Origin of the sequence: Streptomyces poriticola (assembly GCF_036689765.1) — a bacterium.
Taxonomy (GTDB): Bacteria; Actinomycetota; Actinomycetes; order Streptomycetales; family Streptomycetaceae; genus Streptomyces; species Streptomyces poriticola.
The window spans coordinates 182,839-199,590 of record NZ_JBAGKH010000006.1 but is presented as its reverse complement, the minus strand read 5'-3'; the positions used below and the strand labels follow the sequence as shown (position 1 = coordinate 199,590).

Annotated in this window: 17 protein-coding genes, 1 tRNA gene and 2 pseudogenes; 10 read left to right on the top strand and 10 right to left on the bottom strand. The window is 69.7% G+C overall.

Annotated elements, in window-relative coordinates; genetic code table 11:
• Positions 1–76 precede the first annotated feature (76 nt).
• Positions 77–384: pseudogene (locus tag V5O46_RS12730) on the top strand (hypothetical protein); the annotation flags it as partial.
• Here V5O46_RS12730 and V5O46_RS12725 read toward each other — a convergent pair.
• Together V5O46_RS12725 and V5O46_RS12720 are read right to left on the bottom strand one after the other, a co-directional pair.
• Positions 317–775, bottom strand: a complete 459-nt coding sequence (locus V5O46_RS12725; RefSeq protein WP_332884667.1) for a choice-of-anchor P family protein — start codon at positions 773–775, stop codon at positions 317–319. The pseudogene V5O46_RS12730 and the gene V5O46_RS12725 overlap by 68 nt on opposite strands.
• A complete protein-coding gene (locus V5O46_RS12720) occupies positions 760–1,032 on the bottom strand; it encodes a hypothetical protein (protein WP_332884666.1) in 273 nt (90 codons plus the stop codon). Before V5O46_RS12720 ends, V5O46_RS12725 begins: the two co-directional genes overlap by 16 nt.
• On the opposite strand from V5O46_RS12720, the pseudogene V5O46_RS12715 reads away from it, so the two are divergent.
• Positions 973–1,146: pseudogene (locus V5O46_RS12715) on the top strand (IS3-like element IS1206 family transposase); the annotation flags it as partial. The gene V5O46_RS12720 and the pseudogene V5O46_RS12715 overlap by 60 nt on opposite strands.
• A 406-nt stretch (positions 1,147–1,552) precedes the next feature.
• On the opposite strand, the gene V5O46_RS12710 reads toward V5O46_RS12715, so the two are convergent.
• The 3 genes from V5O46_RS12710 to V5O46_RS12700 form a co-directional block, all read right to left on the bottom strand.
• A tRNA-Pro gene (locus V5O46_RS12710) sits at positions 1,553–1,626 on the bottom strand.
• 66 nt (positions 1,627–1,692) lie between these two features.
• Positions 1,693–2,451 (bottom strand): Pr6Pr family membrane protein, encoded by a 759-nt coding sequence (locus tag V5O46_RS12705; RefSeq protein ID WP_332884665.1) that lies wholly within the window; start codon positions 2,449–2,451, stop codon positions 1,693–1,695.
• A 152-nt stretch (positions 2,452–2,603) separates the two neighbouring features.
• Positions 2,604–3,530 (bottom strand): metallophosphoesterase, encoded by a 927-nt coding sequence (locus V5O46_RS12700; RefSeq protein WP_332884664.1) that lies wholly within the window; start codon positions 3,528–3,530, stop codon positions 2,604–2,606.
• A 139-nt stretch (positions 3,531–3,669) separates the two neighbouring features.
• Here V5O46_RS12700 and V5O46_RS12695 point away from each other — a divergent pair, with 139 nt between their 5' ends.
• The 4 genes from V5O46_RS12695 (at position 3,670) to V5O46_RS12680 (ending at position 8,647) form a co-directional block, all read left to right on the top strand.
• Entirely contained in the window at positions 3,670–4,134 is a 465-nt protein-coding gene (locus tag V5O46_RS12695) for a GatB/YqeY domain-containing protein (protein WP_332884663.1), read from the top strand.
• 1,030 nt (positions 4,135–5,164) lie between these two features.
• Positions 5,165–7,405 (top strand): glycoside hydrolase domain-containing protein, encoded by a 2,241-nt coding sequence (locus V5O46_RS12690; RefSeq protein WP_332884662.1) that lies wholly within the window; start codon positions 5,165–5,167, stop codon positions 7,403–7,405.
• 11 nt (positions 7,406–7,416) lie between these two features.
• A complete protein-coding gene (locus V5O46_RS12685) occupies positions 7,417–7,893 on the top strand; it encodes a hypothetical protein (protein ID WP_332884661.1) in 477 nt (158 codons plus the stop codon).
• Positions 7,894–7,897: 4 nt separating this feature from the next.
• Positions 7,898–8,647 carry a hypothetical protein gene (locus V5O46_RS12680; protein WP_332884660.1) on the top strand — a complete coding sequence of 250 codons (750 nt, stop codon included), beginning with the start codon at positions 7,898–7,900 and terminating at the stop codon, positions 8,645–8,647.
• 64 nt (positions 8,648–8,711) lie between these two features.
• Here the strand turns inward: V5O46_RS12680 and V5O46_RS12675 are convergent, their stop codons facing one another.
• The 3 genes from V5O46_RS12675 to V5O46_RS12665 form a co-directional block, all read right to left on the bottom strand.
• Positions 8,712–8,978 carry a LuxR C-terminal-related transcriptional regulator gene (locus V5O46_RS12675; RefSeq protein ID WP_332884659.1) on the bottom strand — a complete coding sequence of 89 codons (267 nt, stop codon included), beginning with the start codon at positions 8,976–8,978 and terminating at the stop codon, positions 8,712–8,714.
• Between the two features lie 175 nt (positions 8,979–9,153).
• Complete coding sequence (locus tag V5O46_RS12670; RefSeq protein ID WP_332884658.1) at positions 9,154–9,654, bottom strand: hypothetical protein; 501 nt, start codon at positions 9,652–9,654, stop codon at positions 9,154–9,156.
• 208 nt (positions 9,655–9,862) lie between these two features.
• Positions 9,863–12,250: a transglycosylase domain-containing protein gene (locus V5O46_RS12665; RefSeq protein ID WP_332884657.1), complete on the bottom strand. Its 2,388-nt coding sequence runs from the start codon at positions 12,248–12,250 to the stop codon at positions 9,863–9,865.
• Between the two features lie 461 nt (positions 12,251–12,711).
• Here V5O46_RS12665 and wblA point away from each other — a divergent pair, with 461 nt between their 5' ends.
• A complete protein-coding gene (wblA, locus tag V5O46_RS12660; protein ID WP_332884656.1) occupies positions 12,712–13,050 on the top strand; it encodes a transcriptional regulator WblA in 339 nt (112 codons plus the stop codon).
• A gap of 84 nt (positions 13,051–13,134) precedes the next feature.
• On the opposite strand, the gene V5O46_RS12655 is transcribed toward wblA, so the two are convergent.
• Entirely contained in the window at positions 13,135–14,658 is a 1,524-nt protein-coding gene (locus tag V5O46_RS12655) for an ArsA family ATPase (RefSeq protein ID WP_332884655.1), read from the bottom strand.
• On the bottom strand, positions 14,655–15,632 hold the full coding sequence (locus V5O46_RS12650) for an ArsA family ATPase (RefSeq protein ID WP_332884654.1): 978 nt from the start codon (positions 15,630–15,632) through the stop codon (positions 14,655–14,657). The genes V5O46_RS12655 and V5O46_RS12650 overlap by 4 nt, the downstream gene beginning before the upstream one ends.
• A 187-nt stretch (positions 15,633–15,819) precedes the next feature.
• Between V5O46_RS12650 and V5O46_RS12645 the strand changes: the two genes are divergently transcribed.
• From V5O46_RS12645 to V5O46_RS12635, 3 genes are all read left to right on the top strand, one after another.
• Positions 15,820–15,981 carry a DUF4177 domain-containing protein gene (locus V5O46_RS12645; protein ID WP_010986011.1) on the top strand — a complete coding sequence of 54 codons (162 nt, stop codon included), beginning with the start codon at positions 15,820–15,822 and terminating at the stop codon, positions 15,979–15,981.
• Positions 15,978–16,445 (top strand): RidA family protein, encoded by a 468-nt coding sequence (locus V5O46_RS12640; RefSeq protein WP_332884653.1) that lies wholly within the window; start codon positions 15,978–15,980, stop codon positions 16,443–16,445. Before V5O46_RS12645 ends, V5O46_RS12640 begins: the two co-directional genes overlap by 4 nt.
• Before the next feature lie 145 nt (positions 16,446–16,590).
• Positions 16,591–16,731, top strand: a complete 141-nt coding sequence (locus V5O46_RS12635) for a hypothetical protein (RefSeq protein ID WP_332884652.1) — start codon at positions 16,591–16,593, stop codon at positions 16,729–16,731.
• The last annotated feature ends 21 nt before the right edge of the window (positions 16,732–16,752 follow it).

Below are 16,752 nucleotides of genomic sequence, written 5' to 3'. Positions count from 1 at the left end.
TTGAGTGGATTGCCGCGTTTGCGGTCTGGTGGATCCGGGACTTCACCGTGAGGATGCCCGCCGTCTCGGCGAACGGCAGGATGCCCGTCCGGTCCCGCTGCTCGGCGAGCCCTGGCCCGGTGTTCCGGTCCGTGGCGCAACGCCCAAGGCCGGTCCGACGCCTGCTGGCTGCGTATCGCCAGACCGGCTCGCTAGGCCCACGTGACCCCTGGCAAGCGCGAGCATCTCAAGGCCGGCCTGACCGACCGGTGGGGAGCAGCGCTCGACGCCCGTCGGAGCCTGCCCCCGCGCTCGCCGGTCGCTGTGCTTGATCGGCTTATGCGCGGTCGTGCCACGAGGTGCTGCCGGTGGCCTTGCCGCACTGGCTGCTGGAGGCCGCGGTGAGCCCGGTGTGCCCCTCGATGAGGGGCACACCGGGCAGCCCGATGCGTGCCTGCGCCACGGTCGAGGTCGCCGTGACCTTGCCGGGAGCGAGTGTCGTGGTGACTTTGGGGCACAGTTTCTGCGCTGACAGCAGGACCGAGTCGTACTCGGCCGAGCACGGGGTGCCGGTCGTGGTCGCGTCCGCTGTGCGGACGGTTCCGGTGTCGGGTTGCGGATCGATCTCCAGCAGCGGTACGCCGATGAGGTCGACGTGCGCCGAGATGCCGTAGGCGCGGCCCGTCGCGTACTGGAGCTTCAGCTGTGCAGAGGTGTCGGAGGCCAGGTAGCCGGCGTCACCGGCGAAGGACGCGCGCAGCGGGACGGTGGCGGAGTCGGTCAGCGGCTGGTCCACAGAGGCGACGGCGCAGGTAGCGGTCCCGTGTAGCTCGTCGTTCCCGTGCACGTCTGCTGGGTGGCCCCCGTGCCGAGGGCGAACCGCACGGCACGGCCATTGACCGGCGTCCCGAAGTTGTTGGTGAGCTGCGCCGAATGGTTGGCCGGTGATCCGTTCACCGCGCCGTCGGCACCGGTGTAGGTGAGGGCGGTGTCCTGGCCGCCGCCGAACAAACCCGAGGCAGCCTCACCGGGGCGGTCATGCACACCGATCACGGGGCCCAGTACACCAGCCGGGCCTTCGCCGACGCCTGCCCGCAAGCCGGCGTCCGTCAGTCCATCAGCGCGATCGGCAGCTCGGCCGACAACGCACTCGCCGAGTCCTTCAACCCTCTGGCCCTGCACCCGCGTCCCACCGCCTTGCCGCATGTCTATGCCGACGGCGACCTGTGCCTGCATCTGCCCGGGGAGTGGAAGGAGGACATGCTCCTTCCACGCACGATCCTGCCGTGCGCCTCGGAGTGGCTCCTGCCCTACGAGGTGTGGCGGGTCGTCGGGCGCTGGACTGGCAGCGGCCACGACTATGCCGTGCCGCCGCCCGCTGAGCCCGACGACGGGGAGCAGCCGACCGTCCGGCGGCGTGAGCCGACCAGCTTCTGATCTCGAAGAGCGGCCGCCAGGGGAGTCGTATTCCGATTCCGAAGTCGGCTCCCAAATGGCTCCCAGAATGACCCCCGGAACCACTCAGGGGCCCGACCCGCTGAGCGGATCAGGCCCCTGACCTGGTACTTCACTGTCGGGGTGGCGGGATTTGAACCCACGACCTCTTCGTCCCGAACGAAGCGCGCTGCCAAGCTGCGCCACACCCCGAGTGTCGTCGCAGTCGCGGCGACGTCGTTTACTTTAGCCCACCGGTGGCCGGAGACGAAATCCGGTTTACCAGCGGCGGCGCAGGGGGTTGGGGCGGGCGTGGTCGAGGGCCACCAGGAGGACCGCCGCGGCGTAGATGGACAGGCCCAGGAGGAGCGCGTTGGCCAGGACGCCCTTGTAGCCGTGCTGGTCCACGTCGAGGAAGGGGTAGAGGTAGCGGGCCGTGCTGTGCGGGATGAGCAGCTCGCCGCGAGTGAGAGAGAAGGCCAGGTAGGCCAGGGGATAGAGGAGCCATGCGGCGGCCTGGCGCAGGTGCAGTCGGCCCGGTGCGGTCAGGAGCAGCCAGTCCAGGAGCGCGGCGACCGGGACCGCGGTGTGCAGGATGTGGTGGGTGAGGGTGTGCCAGTGCCCGGCGGCCGTCGCGCCGGTCCCGGCGGTCAGGGAGTACGGGGTCGCCGCGTCGGCGAGGAGCAGGTGGTACACCAGGCCGGCGACGACGACGTACAGCAGGGCCGCACCCGTCAGGGCGCCGGGCAGGGGGCGGCGGGCGGTCCAGGCCCGGCGGGCCGAGGCCAGCATCACCAGGGCGAGCAGGGCGCTGCTCTGGACGGTGAAGTAGCTCAGGATCCGGGTCGGGCTGCCCAGCAGGAGCCCGAGGGCCACGCCCGCCAGTGCGAGCAGGGCCACCAGCAGGCGGACCACGGCCGCGACAGGGCGGCGTACCGGCGGTACCACGGCTCTGGCGGGCACCGATGAGGGCAGCAGCATGGGGGTGCCAGGGACCGCGGGGAGGTCCGGGATGTCCCTGGGTATCGGGGCGGTCATGCCCCCAAGCTAGATATTTGGGGTGAACGGGGCGATATGGGTGAGCCGTGTGGGGGATGCCGCCGCTCACCGGGCGGGCGGCTGTCGGACCGGACGGCTGCCGGTGGCCCGCCCCCCCGGTTCGCTCGCCGCTGCTCCTGTCCCGTCGGCGTCTACTCCGGTCCGACCAGCGTCAGCAGAGTCGCCTCCGGTGGGCAGGCGAACCGTACCGGCGTGTAGCGGCTGGTCCCGCAGCCCGCAGAGACGTGGAGGTAGGAGGTGCGGCCCTCCGCCGTGTGCGTGGACAGCCCCTTCACACGGTCGGTGTCGAGGTCGCAGTTGGTGACCAGGGCGCCGTGGAAGGGGATGCAGAGCTGGCCGCCGTGGGTGTGGCCGGCCAGGATCAAGGGGTAGGCGTCCGCCGTGTACGCGTCCAGAACGCGCAGGTACGGGGCGTGCACCACCCCCATCGAGAAGTCGGCCGCGGGCGACGGGCCGCCCGCCACCTGCGCGTACCGGTCGCGCTTGATGTGCGGGTCGTCGAGGCCGGTGAGCTCGATCGACGTGCCCTCGATCTTGAGCGTGCCGCGGGTGTTGGTCAGGTTGAGCCAGCCGGCGACGTCGAAGGCGTCGCGCAGGTCCTCCCACGGGTTGTGGACGACGCCCACGGCCGGCGGGTTGCCGTTCAGGCCGTGGCGGCCCTGGGCCTTCTCCAGCAGGTACCGGGCGGGGTTGCGCAGCCGCGGGCCGTAGTAGTCGTTGGAGCCGAAGACGTACGCGCCCGGGAATTCCATCAGCGGACCCAGGGCGTCCAGTACCTCGGGGACGCCGTCCGGATCGGAGAGGTTGTCACCCGTGTTGATCACGAAGTCCGGGCGGAGGCCCGCGAGCGAGCGCAGCCAGCGCTGCTTCTTGCGCTGTCCGCTGACCAGGTGGATGTCGGAGACCTGCAGCACGCGCAGCGGGCGCATCCCGGACGGCAGGACCGGGACCGTCACCCGCCGGAGGCGGAAGGACCGGGTCTCGAAGCCCGCCGCGTAGACGAGACCGGCGGCGCCAGCCGCCGCGAGGGACAGGGGCACTCCGTATCGCGCGCGCATACGTCCATCGTGTCAGACGCTGGTGGGAGCCGGGCCCGGCGGCCGGTCCGGTCGAAGGTGCCCGGCCGCGGCGCCTCTTGCGTCGGCGGGCGTTAATTCAGTGGGCGTTCCTGCTTCCGCACCTGCGACAATCACTCACATGACCACGCTCAAGTCGAAGCTGCAGGATGACCTCAACGCCGCGATCAAGGAGCGCGACGAGCTCCGCTCCTCGACGCTCCGGCTGACGCTCACCGCGATCACCAAGGAGGAGGTCTCGGGGAAGGAGAAGCGCGAGCTCTCCGACGACGAGGTCCTCAAGGTGATCACCCGCGAGGCGAAGAAGCGCCGTGAGGCTGCCGACGCCTTCGCCCAGGGCGGCCGTGGCGAGCAGGCCGAGCGGGAGAAGGCGGAGGGCGAGGTGCTCGCCGCCTACCTGCCCAAGCAGCTGTCCGACGACGAGCTGGACGCGATCGTCGCCCAGGCAGTCGAGGAGGCGAAGGCCGCCGGTGCCGAGGGCCCGCGGGCCATGGGCGCCGTGATGAAGATCGTGAACCCGAAGGTGGCCGGACAGGCCGAGGGCGGGCGGGTCGCCGCCGCGGTCAAGAAGCTGCTGGCCGGCTGAGTGAGCTGCCCGACGTCCCGGAGCGCCACCGGCTGTTGAGCCACAGTGGGCCCGCTCTCCGGGGCCTCAGCTCCTGACCTGGCCGAGTGGGTCGCCGAGCCGATTGGGCCGCCGGTTCGAGGGGGCTGGGCCGACTGGCCGACCGCGCGCGCTGACGGGCCGCGCGCGGACGGCCTGCCCGCGCTGCTTGGCGGCGTGCGCCGGGCGGACTGCGCCATGCCCGCCGCCCATGTCCCCTGCGTCATGCAGACGAGACGACCCCTCCTGTGGTGCCTCTCCTGTGGTGCCTCTCTCGTGGTGCCCTCCTGTTGGTGCCTCTCCTGTGGTGCCTCTCCTGTTGGTGCCTCTCTCGTGGTGCCCTTCTCGTGGTGCCTCTCCCGTGGTGTCGCTCCCGTGGGGCGGGGGCACGGTTGGCGGCCTCACACGGGTAGGCGCTGATGGCCGCGCGCGGGCGCTCACGCGGGAGCGCCCGCGCGCCCTCCACCGCACCCCGGCCGAACAGAACGGCCGAATTGCCACTCCCGGCGTGGCTGGAATTCGCCGGATTCGAAAGGCGTCGAGTGCGCTCCGGCCCCCAGCCTGCCGCCGACGCGGTCACGCTGAAAGTCCACGGGTGCCGCTCGCGAGGAAAACGATTGGCCGGATATCGCCCATGAGATCCGCGAGGAAATAGCGGCAACGCGGAACGCGGAGAGTTTCTGTCCATTTCGGGCATTCGGAACGCTCGGGTGACTACGCGTGGTCACCGGCGCCCGGCCGCTGTGCCCTCGTCGCGTGGATAAAGACTTCTCATGTCTGCTCGGATGATTTAGATTCCCAGTGATCACGAGGGCTTCGGAAGGCGCTCGTGGGGTGGGTGGGATTCGACCGTTCCGGGGGACGGGCAGGTGGGCCACGGGCCGGGAGCAGCACGCACGCATGAGCGGTCCCGATGTCTGAAGAGGTGGAGCAGCACTGCGGATCGCCCGGGAAGACAGTTGTGTGCCGAGATGTCCACCCATCCTGCCTCTCTCCTCATGGAAGGAACTCGATGGCCGACGAGATGGTGCTTCGCGCCCAGAGATTCATCAACACCACTTATGGGAATGGAGCCACCCTCGGGATTTCCGAACTGGAGGAGAACGGCCGCACGGGTTGGGTGGTCATGTATGCCCTTACCCGTGCCCTCCAGTACGAGATGGGCATCTCAGGGCTGTCGAACAACTTCGGCCCGGCCACACTGGCGGCGCTGCGGGAGAAGTACGGCAAGCTCGACGAGACCACGATCCCGTCGGCGAACTTCTGCCGGATCATCCAGTCGGCCCTCTACTGCAAGGGATACGACGGCGGCGAGATCGACGGGACCTACAATTCCCGGGTCAAGACGGCGGTCGCGAAGCTCAACGAGAACATGGGCGTCAGCGGTACCTATCCCGGCAGCTCCCTGTGGCCGAAGGTGGTCAAGGGCCTGTTCAACATGGACGCCTACGTCACCGTCAACAACGGATCGGACACCATCCGGTCCATCCAGCAGTGGCTGAACGGCCGTTACGTCCTGCGCAAGGACTACTACATCATTCCCTGCGACGGTCACCACTCCCGTGACGTCGCCAAGTCCATGCTCCTGGCCATTCAGTACGAGCTGGGTATGGCCGACGGCGTCGCGAACGGGGTCTTCGGCCCGGGCACGCAGTCCGGCCTGAAGAGCCACACGGTGTCCAGCGGATCCTCCGGGGTGTGGGTGCAGCTGTTCAGCGGGGCGATGGTCCTCAACAAGCGGCCGGTGGCCTTCTCGAGCTCCTTCACATCCTCCCTGGCCAGTAGCGTCAGCACGCTCCAGTCGTTCCTGAAGCTCCCCGTGACCGGCAAGGGGGACTTCCAGACGTGGGCGTCACTGCTCGTCTCGTACGGGGACCAGAGCCGCCAGGGCGAGGCGTGCGACGGCGTCACGAAGATCACCCCTGCCCGCGCGCAGGCCCTGAAGGCCGCCGGGTACAAGTACGTCGGGCGGTACCTCTACAACCCCTCCACCACGGACCTGCCCGAGAAGGAGATCCAGCCGGGCGAGCTCGCCACCATCAAGGAGTACGGGCTGCGCTGCTTTCCGATCTACCAGACCTGGGCGCGGTCCGTGGACTACTACAGTCCCGAGCAGGGCCTCACGGACTGTCTGAACGCCGCGTTCAAGGCCGAGGAGCACGGGTTCAAGCCGGGCACGCGCATCTACTTCGCCGTCGACTACGATGCGGTGGACGACGAGGTCACCTCGCACATCCTGCCGTACTTCCAGAGCGTCAGGGAGCAGATGAACGCGCTGGGCAGCCCCTTCAGGATCGGGGTGTACGGCCCGCGCAACGCGTGCTCCCGCATCGGTGCCGCCGGCTACGCGGACGCCAGCTTCGTGTCGGACATGTCCTCCGGATTCTCCGGAAACCTCGGCTACCCGATGCCCGAGAACTGGGCGTTCGACCAGATCGTCACCAAGGTGGTCGGCTCCGGTGACGGCCGGATCGAGATCGACAACAACATCGCCTCCGGCCGGGACACCGGGCAGGGGGACTTCTACCCCGCTCCCACCCAGAAGCTGGACATCGGCTTCGACCTCGGCCTGTGGCCCTCCCTGCTGGAGGAGGTCGAGGACTACATGGCGTCGATCGGCAAGCCCGGCGGGCCGCGCATCTACACCCTGCGCGAGTGCCTCGAAACGATCATCAGCCACGACGCCACGATCACCTCCGCGGCCCGCAGGTACCGGATGCGCAAGGCGCTCATCCAGACCTCGGCCTTCTGGGAGTTCTGCCACTACAGCCAGAAGGACCTGGTCGAGGACGCAGGCGTGGCGCTCTACCACACCGGCATCATCCCGGACTGGGCCAAGGACCTCCCCAAGGTCGAGCGACTGGTCGACAGCAGCACCGGCATCGCCAAGATCTCGGGCCGCACCTGCATCCTGTCGCGCAACAACTCGATCCGCGCGGGACTGCTCGAGGGCACCATCCTCGACGCGACCGCGGACGGCGATCGCTGGGCCATGTGGCAGAAGGTCAACCAGGACAACGTGTTCAACCTCAGTACCGTGCCGCATCTGCACATATGGGGGGCCGACGGAAAGCAGGGGGATCACGCCGAGACCCCGATCCGCCGTCCCGCCCTCGACTACACCCCCACGGAGATCTTCGAGGTGCTGCGCCGGTACCAGGGCTTCGGCGACGAAGCGGTGGCACACGCACAGGAGCGCATGCCGCTCTACGACATCTTCGAGAAGTACAACCTCGCCGTCCGAGGGGGCTGACCGCCGTGGTCATGGCATCCGACCCCTGGCAGGGCCACGATGCCGCCGTGCTGTTCACGGTCCTGCTCACAGGGGTGCCGACCGTGGTCGGTCTCGCCGTCTACCTGGGCTCACGGCTCACCCGCCAGGCGCGCCGCCGGACCACTCCGTTCCGGACATGGCGGGACGTCTCCTTGGCAGCGGCCGGAGCGGCGCTCGCCCTCTACCTCTGGGGGCTTCTCCACGTCCTGTTCCTGGACGGCCAGGAACAGGCCGAGGAGTGCGAGCGGCAGCGTCCCGAAGGAACGCCGGCCCTCGTCGGCCGCAGAGGGGACTTCATCCCGCTGCGGCTCGTCTGCGAGGCCTCGGACGGTCGCGACTACACCGTCGTCATCCCCGGCTACATCAACCCGTCCCTCACCGTTCTGCTGCTTCTCGCGCTCCTCGGTGGCGTGGTCTCCCTCCTCCTGCACCACAAGCAGCGCACGTCAACACGGAAGAAAGGCTGAGTTGTTGAACAACTCCGGTATCACGCGCAGGGCCGCTCTCGTCGCCGCGGGCGGTGTCACCGCCACCGCGAGCCTCGCCACCACCGTCCTCCTGCCGACCTCTGCCGCCGCCGCACCGCAGCCCCTCAGGAACGACGAGCTCAAGGAGGCGCTGCGCCGGGCCGCGGCCCGTCACCGGCGTCTCTACACCGGGCGTCCGTCCGCCAACGGATGGGAGATGCAGAAGGCCGCCGACGCCGACGGCGACATCGTCACCTGCGCCGTGGTGGGTACCGGTCTGGCCGTCCCGGTACGGATGGGCGACGCCGCCGCGGTCCTGATCCACGTGGTCCGCCGCTTCCACTACGAGGTGGACACTCTCGGTGCGCACGGCGAGCCGAACCCGGTGGAAGGCTGGGTGGCGCCGTCGGCGGTGCGGGACAGCCGGCTCCCCGAATCGGCCCGGGCCTCCGGTACCGCCGTGGTCATCCGGCCGGGCTCCTACCCGCCGGGCGTGGCGGGCGGTTTCACCGCGGGACAACAGATGGTCATCCGCGACATCGTCGCCGACACCGAGGGCGTCGTCCGCTGGGGCGGTGATGACCGCCGCCCCTACGAGGGGCTGTTCTACCTCGACGTGCCGCCGGGCGACGAGCGTCTGGCACGGGTCGCGGCCAAGATCCGTGGCTGGTCCGGGACCCCGGGTGCGGGGGCCGGCGTGGTGCCCGATGTGACGGAGCCCTCCCGGCGCCCCCGGGCCGCCCGCTACCGCTGAGGGACCGGCCGAGGGCTGACGGACCCGTCACCCGGCTTCGCGGTCACCGGCAGCGCTCGCCCTGCTACGGGGTGGGGAGAGCCGTGCGCGGTGAGCGCAGCAGACCCAGCTCCTGGGCCCGTGCCCCGAGGGCCACTCGCCCATTGGCCTGCAGCAGCTCCATGAGCCGTTGAACCCTGCGTTGCACCGTGCGGTGCCCTACGGCGAGTTGCCGTGCGATCGCAGCATCATTGAGGCCTGCATACAGGAGGTTCAAGATTTTTCGGTCACTGGCGTCGATATGGGCGGCGTCGGTAAGGGATTCCGACTTGGCGGTCGAGTTGGCGGTCAAGATTTCCCCTGTACGGTATACAGCCTCTCTTCGGTCCGTATTCTAGATGGGGTTTGTTTGCCCGGGGAAGTCGAATAATCGGCGCCAAAGACCGGCGAAACGGAGGGCTGGACGACGCCGTCGCGTCATCCCGCCCGAGGCTGGTCGGGCCCTCGCCGTGAGGGCCCGGGCCGGATCAGTACCAGGGCGTGCAGCTCTGCTTGCCCGACGGGTTCTCGACGCAGGCCCGCATCATGTGCGTCGAGGGGTTGTAGTACATCGGCGTACGCGTCCAGTAGTAGTTCGTCCCGCCCGGGATCTTGGCGGTCCAGCCCGAGGCGCCGCCCTTCTTCAGGCCGAGCCGCCAGTAGCAGGTCGACTGGTCCTTGGTGCAGCGCTGGACGTACACGTTCCAGTCGCTCTGGCCGGAGCCGCTGATGTAGTGCAGCCGGGCCCAGCTGTACTGGTCGCCGTCCGTCTTCCCCCACCGCAGCTCGTACAGGAAGGAGTTGCCGAGCTGGTAAGGGCCGTACGGGGAGACCGGCCCGGACTGCCAGGACTGGATGTTCGGGTCGTGACCGTCGCACCCGAAGTCGTAACAGGCCTGGGCGGCGGCCGACGCCGAATTGGGCACGGCGAGTGCGAGGGTGCTCAGCAGCATGCCGAGCGTCACACCGAGACGGGTTCGGGTTTTCATGGCCCTCCATGGGAGCGGAAACAGAAACGGGCACCCTCGTGGCTGTGCCGTGAGTGAATATTTCACGGCCTCGCCGGTAGGGGTGCCCATTTCGATGAGTTGGCGCAATTGCGCCAGGCCGACCCAGCGGTGCTGGAAATGAATGCTTGCCGTCCCGTGGCACGATCAGCGGTGCCGCCGCCCGGGGCTCAGCGGTGCCGCCCGGGGCTCAGCGGCGTCCCCCCGGACCGTTCCCCGGGCCCTGGACGAATCCCCCCGGGATCGTGAACCCCGGGTCCGGCTCGGTGCCACCCGTGCCACCGCCGTTGGCGACGCCCCCGTTGGTGCCACCGCCGTTGGTGACGCCGCCGTTGCCGATGCCCCCGTTGGCGTCCCCGACGCCGCCGACGCCGCCGACGCCTCCGTCGGCCCCGCCGAACAGGCCACCGATGAAGCCGCCGCCGTCGTCGTCGTTGCTGCCGTCGTCGTTGTCGCCGTCACCGCGGCCGTCACCGTCACCGTCGTCCTCGCCGCGGTCGCGGTCTTCGCCGTCGGGGATGTCGATGAGGTTGAAGGAACCGGCGTCCTTGCCCACGAGAGCCCCGGTCATCGCGTCACGCCAGATGGGGCCGGGCACCGAGCCACCGTAGACCTTGGCGTGGTAGACGCCGCCGACGCTGATGTTCACCATCTTGACCTGCTGAGTGGCGCTGCCGACCCAGACCGCACCCGACAGGTTCGGCGTGTAGCCGACGAACCAGGCGTTCTTGCGCTCGTCCGTCGTACCCGTCTTGCCGGCGCTGGCGCGGTCCGTGAGACCGGCCTGCCGGCCCGTACCCGAGTCGACGACGCCCTGCAGCAGGGTGTTCACCGTGTCCGCGGTCTTCTCGCTCATCGCGCGCGAGCACGTCGACTTCGGCACTTCCAGCGACTTCCGCTGGCTGCCGACCTTCTGAGTGATCGACTCGATGGCGACCGGGGTGCAGTACATGCCACGGGCGGCGAAGGCGGCGTACGCAGTCGCCATCGTCAGCGGGGAGATGCCCTTGGAGCCGAGAGAGACGGCGGGCACTTCCGGAAGCTTCTCGCCGTTGCCCTGCACGACATGCAGGGCCTCCGTCATCTCCACCAACGGGCACAGTCCGATGTCGGCGACCATCTGCACGAAGTAGGTGTTGACCGACAGGGCCATCGCCTTCTTCAGCCGGTAGGGACCGACCTCCGACCTGTTCTCGTTCGGGACGGTCTCGTCGTCGGAGTTCATCCAGGGCTTGCCGCTGCACGTCTGCACGGGCTCCGGATAGGGCATCTCGTACGGCGACGAGTACTCCTGGGTGGGCGGTCGCCCCTCCTCGAGCGCGGCCGCCGCGACGAACGGCTTGAACGTCGAACCGGTGGGGAAACCGAAGTTCGAGCCGCCGTAGGCCGCGTCGACCGAGTAGTTGTACTCGGTCTCGTTCTTGCCGTAGCCGTAGGGCTTCGACTGGCCCATCGCGACGATCTTGCCGGTGCCGGGCTCCACCAGGGTGGACGCCGCGGCGACCGAGTCGGACTGGTCGACGTGGTCCTTGAGGGAGGCCTGCACCGACTCCTGCGCCTGGGGGTCGAGCGTCGTACGGATGGTCAGGCCGCCCTGGTTCCAGATCTTGGCGCGCTCCTCGCGGGACTTGCCGAAGACCGGGTCCCGGAGGAAGACCTTCTCCACGTACTTGCAGAAGAAGCTGGCCCCCTTGACCGCGGTGATGCAGCCGTTCTTGGGGCGGCTGATGTCCAGGCCGAGCGGGGCTTCCTTGGCCTGGTCGGCCTCCGCCTGGGAGACGTCACCTACCTCGGCCATGCGCTGGAGCACGATGTTGCGCCGCTTCTTGGCCTCGGCCTCGTCGTTGACCGGGTCGTAGCGGCTCGGGGACTGGACGATGCCGGCCAGGAGGGCGGCCTCCTGGAGGTTGAGGTCCTCGGCGCGCTTGGAGAAGTAGCGCTGGGAGGCGGCCTCGACACCATAGGCCTGCTGGCCGAAGAACGTGATGTTCAGGTAGTTCTCGAGGATCTTCTTCTTGCCCAGCTCCTCCTCGACCTGGATCGCGTACTTCAGCTCGCGGATCTTGCGGCCGAGGGTCTGCTGGGTGGCCTGGGCGACCTTGGTCGGGTCGTCGCCGGCCTCCTCGACGAAGACGTTCTTGACGTACTGCTGGGTGAGGGTGGACGCGCCCTCGGAGACCTCGCCGCTGCGCGCGTTCTTGTTGAGGGCGCGCAGCACGCCCTTCAGGTCGACCGCGCCGTGCTGGTAGAAGCGCGAGTCCTCGATGGCGACGATCGCCTTCTGCATGTACGGCGAGATGTCCTTCAGTCCGACCACCGTGCGGTCGCGCGAGTAGACCGTGGCGATCAGGTCGCCCTCTGCGTCGAGGATCGTGGTGCGCTGGCTCAGCGGCGGCGTCTTCAGATTGGCGGGGAGCTCGTCGAAGCTCTCCACCGACCCCTTCGCGGCCAGCCCCAGCGCGCCCACGGCGGGCAGCGCGATGCCGGCCAGCACGGCTCCCGCGAGCACACTGACACCGAGGAACTTGGCGGCCTGCTGTGCAGGAGACAGACCACCGCCCGAGCGCTTCTTTGGCATGAGGGCAGCCTACGTTCTCATTCGCCGGACACGCGTATATGCCTTGGCCTAAGCTGCTCCCAACTGTCACAGCGGTGCGGCCACGTATCAATACGTCCGGCGACCTCGAATCGTTCCGGGTCTGCTCAGGTTTTTTTCACACCGGCTTGCGGCCGGGGCGTGTTGGTGTGCGCGGGCGCGTGTCGGAGTGAGCGTGATCCGCGCCCGAATCCGCCTTGTGTGTCATTTGGTGTCCGATGTGACGCGATGGAAACGACCCGAATGCCGGGTTCGTCGCGTATGTCGTCAGCTCACTCCCCCGGGTGATCTGCCGCTTACCCATAGTCCGTTCGGGCCATCCACAATTGGGCCCGACGGGGGTGTTGCGCTGTGCCCGCCTTCCGTAACGTCCTCAACTGGCGGCGGTGAATATGCCGCTGCCGCCGTGGGGGAGCCTCGATTCGGGAGAGGACGGCGCCGGTATGGGCTGGGTAACCGACTGGAGTGCGCAGGCCGCCTGCCGCACTACCGATCCGGACGAACTGTTCGTTCAGGGAGCAGCGCAGAACAGGGCCAAGGCGGTGTGCACCGGATGCCCGGTGCGGACCGAGTGCCTGGCCGACGCGCTGGACAACCGCGTCGAGTTCGGCGTGTGGGGAGGCATGACGGAGCGCGAGCGCCGCGCACTGCTGCGCAGGCGGCCCACCGTGACCTCCTGGCGCCGGCTGCTGGAGACGGCGCGCACGGAGTACGAGCGCGGAGCCGGGGTGGTGCCCCTGGGCGACGACGAGGTGTACGAGGACTTCGCGGCCGTCGGCTGAGGCCCTGCCGCCTCCCGCATTCCTCCGTCAGGCGCCGCCTCCGTCACCCACGCAGGTCACGCACGTCGGCCACCCGCGCCGGTCTCACACCTGTGTGTCGGGCAGCTCCGGCCGGCCCGTCGCGAGGCGATCCCCGATGTCCCGCAGGCCCGCGAGGTCGTGCACGTCGCCGGGAAGCGCGGCCACCTCGGCCACCGCCACCTCGGGGTGCAGCGCCGTGAATCGGTCGCGTGTGCGCTGCTCGCGCGAGAGCAGGTGCATCCGGTCCGCGTGCAGCCTCAGCAGGCCCGCGGTGAGCTGGTCCACGGAGGGCTCCTGCGTGTCCGGTCTCCGTGTGCCGGGGGCGGGCGTGTCCGACGCCCGACGGTCGTCGGCGCTCTCGGCGGCCGTCGTACCGCGGCGTGTGCCCGGCTGTGCCCCCGCCTGGGACTGGTCGGCCGGGTCGGCGGGGTCGTCATCGCCGGCGAGGGCGCCGACGGCTCTGCCGGACTGCGCGAGTGCCTCTGCGCCGGACGGTGCTTCGGAATCGGGGGAGTCTGAACTGCCGTACGTGTCGGGAGAGTTACGAAGTCCAGCTTTCCCGCCGTCCTGATCCACAATGCGGGGATCCTCAAGATTTTCCGCGGCGGCGAGCGCCCGCTCGGCCGACAGCCGGGCGGCGCCGCTGCCGTGCACCCGGTTCAGCACCAGACCGGCCAGCGGCATGTCCTCCGCCGCCAGCCGCTCCACGAAGTACGCGGCCTCCCGCAGCGCGTCCCGCTCCGGGGCCGCGACCACCAGAAACGCCGTCCCCGGCGCCTGGAGCAGCCGGTACGTCGCATCCGCGCGGGTGCGGAACCCGCCGAACATCGAGTCCATCGCGGCCACGAACGTCTGCACGTCCTTGAGGAACTGCCCGCCGAGCACCTTCCCCAGAACGCCGGTCATCATCGACATCCCGACGTTCAGGAACTTCATGCCCGCACGGCCGCCCACCTTCGCCGGGGCCAGCAGCACCCTGATCAGCTTGCCGTCCAGGAAGGACCCCAGCCGCTTGGGGGCGTCCAGGAAGTCCAGCGCCGAACGGGACGGCGGAGTGTCGACGACGATCAGATCCCACTCGTCCCGGGACCGCAGCTGTCCCAGCTTCTCCATCGCCATGTACTCCTGCGTGCCCGCGAAGCCCGCCGAGAGCGACTGGTAGAAGGGGTTGCCCAGGATCGCGGCGGCCCGCTCGGGGTCCGCGTGCGCCTCGACGATCTCGTCGAAGGTGCGCTTCATGTCGAGCATCATCGCGTGCAGCTCGCCGCCCGCCGAGTCGTCGATGCCCTTCACCCGGCGCGGGGTGTTGTCCAGCGAGTCGATGCCCATCGACTGGGCGAGCCGCCGGGCCGGGTCGATGGTGAGGACCACCACCTTGCGGCCCCGCTCGGCGGCACGCAGCCCCAGCGCCGCCGCCGTGGTCGTCTTGCCGACCCCGCCCGCGCCGCAGCACACCACGATGCGGGTCTTCGGGTCCTGCAGCAGCGGGTCGACGTCGAGCCCACGGGCCGGGGCCAGCGGACGCGCGCTCTCCCGCGCCGGTGTCCGCTCCCCGTGCCTGTGGTCCGCCTCCGCTTCCCCACTCATGCGATCCCCTGCTTCCGCAGATCGGTGGCCAGCTCGTACAGACCCGCCAGGTCCATGCCCTCGGCGAGCAGCGGGAGCTCGTGCAGCGGCAGGCCCAGCTCGCCCAGGGCGGCCCGCTGCTCCTGCTCCAGCGCATGCCGCTCGGCGTACTCCTCGGCCTGCCTCAGCAGCGGATCCACCAGCCGCTCGGCATGCCCGCCGCGCCGCGCCCCGCCGAGCCCCGCGGCCGACAGCGAGCGCGCAACAGACGAACGCGGCAAGCCCCGTACGAGTTCCAGCTCCCCGGCGTCCAGGACCTCCGGCCGCACCATGTTCACGACGACCCGTCCCACCGGCAGCCGGGCGGAGCGCAGCTCGGCGATGCCGTCCACCGTCTCCTGGACCGGCATCTCCTCCAGCAGCGTCACCAGGTGCACCGCGGTCTCGCGGGACTTCAGCACCCGCATCACCGCCTGCGCCTGATTGTGTATCGGGCCGATCTTCGCCAGCCCGGCCACCTCGTCGTTGACGTTCAGGAACCGGGTGATCCGGCCGGTCGGCGGCGCGTCCATGACGACGTAGTCGTACACGAACCGGCCGTCGGGCTGCTTCCTGCGCACCGCCTCGCACGCCTTGCCGGTCAGCAGGACGTCCCTGACACCCGGCGCGATGGTGGTCGCGAAGTCGATGGCGCCGAGCTTGCGCAGGGCGCGTCCGGCGCTGCCGAGCTTGTAGAACATCTGGAGGTAGTCCAGCAGGGCGCGTTCGGCGTCGATGGCGAGGGCGTACACCTCCCCGCCGCCCGGAGCGACGGCGATCTTCCGCTCCTCGTAGGGCAGCGCTTCCGTCTCGAAGAGCTGCGCGATGCCCTGCCGACCCTCGACCTCGACGAGAAGCGTCCGCTTCCCCTCCGTGGCCAGGGCCAGGGCGAGGGAGGCGGCCACCGTCGTCTTACCGGTTCCGCCCTTGCCGCTGACGACCTGGAGCCTGCTCACGCCTTCGAGCGTAACCAGTCCGCCCCCGGGCCACGCGGGAGGCTGTGGACAACGCGTCCGCGACCGCCCTCCCGGAGGGGACCCGGTGACCGCTCCGGGCCGTCCGCGGGCCGTCCGCGGGCCGTCCGGGTCCCGCCCCGGAGCAGTGGCTCGTGAGGGCTCCGGAGCAGCGGCTAGAGTCGCCCACATGACCAAGTGGGAATACGCAACCGTGCCGCTGCTCGTCCATGCCACGAAGCAGATTCTGGACACCTGGGGCGAGGACGGCTGGGAGCTCGTCCAGGTCGTGCCCGGGCCGAACAACCCCGAGCAGCTCGTGGCCTACCTGAAGCGGGAGAGGCAGGCGTGAGCGCCGTCGAGGCCAGGCTGGCCGAGCTCGGTCTGACCCTGCCGGAGGTCGTCCCGCCGCTGGCCGCGTACCAGCCGGCCGTGCAGTCCGGGCCGTACGTCTACACCGCCGGCCAGCTGCCGATGGTCGAGGGCAAGCTGCAGGTCACCGGCAAGGTCGGCGGCGAGGTCACCGCGGAGGAGGCCAAGGAGCTGGCGCGGGCCTGCGCGCTCAACGCCTTGGCGGCGGTGAAGTCCGTTGCCGGTGATCTCGACCGCATCGCGCGCGTGGTGAAGGTCGTCGGTTTCGTGGCGTCCGCGTCCGACTTCACCGGGCAGCCCGGCGTGCTCAACGGCGCAAGCGAGCTCCTCGGCGAGGTGCTCGGCGACAAGGGTGTGCACGCCCGCAGCGCGGTCGGCGTGGCGGTGCTGCCGCTCGATGCTCCGGTCGAGGTCGAGATCCAGGTGGAGCTGACGCAGGGCTGACGGGATCCGCGGAGCCCCGGCGGGTTCCCGCGGAGTTCCTGGGAGTCGGCGGGCTCCCCGTGGAGTCCCCGAGGGCTCTTGGCGGACTCCCTCCGCTGTCCCCGCGGTCTCTCGTGGGGCCCCACGCCGGCAGCGAGGGTTTTCGATGGCCCGCTGTCCCCGCGGGCTCTCGTGGAGCCCCTCCGGTGTCCTCGACGACTTCTTCGACGAGTTCCTCGAGAGTGCGGTCCGTCCGGCGTCCCGGCAGTGTCCCCGTGATGTTCCCGTGGAGACCGCCGCCTACTGATCGTCCGGCCCGCCCCCTGCA

What these genes read in the sequence shown, in the direction of transcription:
- V5O46_RS12705 (WP_332884665.1), bottom strand. Translation starts at nt 2,451, where the DNA reads ATGACCGCCCCGATACCCAGGGACATCCCGGACCTCCCCGCGGTCCCT.
- V5O46_RS12700 (WP_332884664.1), bottom strand. Translation starts at nt 3,530, where the DNA reads ATGCGCGCGCGATACGGAGTGCCCCTGTCCCTCGCGGCGGCTGGCGCC.
- V5O46_RS12695 (WP_332884663.1), top strand. Translation starts at nt 3,670, where the DNA reads ATGACCACGCTCAAGTCGAAGCTGCAGGATGACCTCAACGCCGCGATC.
- V5O46_RS12690 (WP_332884662.1), top strand. Translation starts at nt 5,165, where the DNA reads ATGGCCGACGAGATGGTGCTTCGCGCCCAGAGATTCATCAACACCACT.
- V5O46_RS12685 (WP_332884661.1), top strand. Translation starts at nt 7,417, where the DNA reads ATGGCATCCGACCCCTGGCAGGGCCACGATGCCGCCGTGCTGTTCACG.
- V5O46_RS12670 (WP_332884658.1), bottom strand. Translation starts at nt 9,654, where the DNA reads ATGAAAACCCGAACCCGTCTCGGTGTGACGCTCGGCATGCTGCTGAGC.
- V5O46_RS12665 (WP_332884657.1), bottom strand. Translation starts at nt 12,250, where the DNA reads ATGCCAAAGAAGCGCTCGGGCGGTGGTCTGTCTCCTGCACAGCAGGCC.
- wblA (WP_332884656.1), top strand. Translation starts at nt 12,712, where the DNA reads ATGGGCTGGGTAACCGACTGGAGTGCGCAGGCCGCCTGCCGCACTACC.
- V5O46_RS12655 (WP_332884655.1), bottom strand. Translation starts at nt 14,658, where the DNA reads ATGAGTGGGGAAGCGGAGGCGGACCACAGGCACGGGGAGCGGACACCG.
- V5O46_RS12645 (WP_010986011.1), top strand. Translation starts at nt 15,820, where the DNA reads ATGACCAAGTGGGAATACGCAACCGTGCCGCTGCTCGTCCATGCCACG.
- V5O46_RS12635 (WP_332884652.1), top strand. Translation starts at nt 16,591, where the DNA reads ATGGCCCGCTGTCCCCGCGGGCTCTCGTGGAGCCCCTCCGGTGTCCTC.